The organism is Cohnella suwonensis, assembly GCF_042655365.1.
Taxonomy (GTDB): domain Bacteria; phylum Bacillota; class Bacilli; order Paenibacillales; family Paenibacillaceae; genus Cohnella; species Cohnella suwonensis.
Window position 1 is genome coordinate 1 of the sequence record NZ_JBHSMH010000102.1, and the last position, 982, is coordinate 982.

Sequence of the window (982 nt, forward strand, 5' to 3'; positions counted from 1 at the left end):
AGAATTCTTTCAGAATCAGACCACATACATTCAGCCAATAAAAGACTTACTTCAGATAAGTCATGATGTCCCTTCAAATTTATCATAAAAAACCTCCGAATGGGATTATGGGATTAAAGTGTTTAGCTTTACAGGAATTTCACATAACGTTCATGTGTTCACGACGTCCCACCACCTTAAGCCCGAAGGGCGGCCGCGATGCGGTTAGGTGGTGCGGATGTGTCCGGCTGAATTTACCCTCAGCACTTCTACTTCGGTCCGGACCGAGGCGGCTCGTCCGCCGAAGCGTGAACATGGTGTTATCGGATGTTCGGTGCTTCATTGAGATACACTCATATACTTTACTTTCAGTTTCTTAATGCCTTTCAAAACTTCATCTTTATTCTTCGACTCAATAAGCCATTTGGGTAATCTGCTTACTAAACTTAAATAATATGTAGAACTATTTCTTAGCTTTTCATTAATAAACGATTCTATAAATTCCAAGTGTCTCAAATTATATGCCCATAAAATATGCCCCTTACAAGTAAGGTTTAAGTATAAAGGATATCCAAATATCCAATCATGATTTCCACCAATATTTATGCAATTATCTTTCCAATCCTTTCCGAAATGAACTATCCTCAAATAATAGGGTTTGTTCAATGGAGCTCTTTTATCCTTGTTAAACCCACATGTATTACAAATAACTCTGCGATCTGAAAAATATAATTTATCTTTAATATAATCCTTTCCTGGTTCAATCAGTGGAATTACCTTTGCCATTCCATTACAATTCGGACACTTAACTAAAAATAGATCACTAAATTCATAAATTAAAGTGCCGTTGTCAACAAACTTATTCATTGATGTTGCACTCCTTGTCTTTCACCGAATTTCCGATAACGTTCATGTGTTCACGACGTCCCACCGACTTAAGGCGACGAAGTCGCCGGGCGCGATGCGCTTAGTCGGTGCGGATGTGTCCGGCTGATTCTGCTTC

Annotated in this window: 1 protein-coding gene; it reads right to left on the reverse strand. The window is 39.0% G+C overall.

The window, feature by feature from the left end; genetic code table 11:
• Positions 1-318 precede the first annotated feature (318 nt).
• Positions 319-846, reverse strand: coding sequence for a hypothetical protein (locus ACFPPD_RS23230; protein WP_209751980.1), 528 nt, complete (start codon positions 844-846; stop codon positions 319-321).
• Between the last annotated feature and the right edge of the window lie 136 nt (positions 847-982).

Bases quoted from the DNA above. Each gene is read 5' to 3' on its own strand.
- ACFPPD_RS23230 (WP_209751980.1), bottom strand. From the start codon at position 846: ATGAATAAGTTTGTTGACAACGGCACTTTAATTTATGAATTTAGTGAT.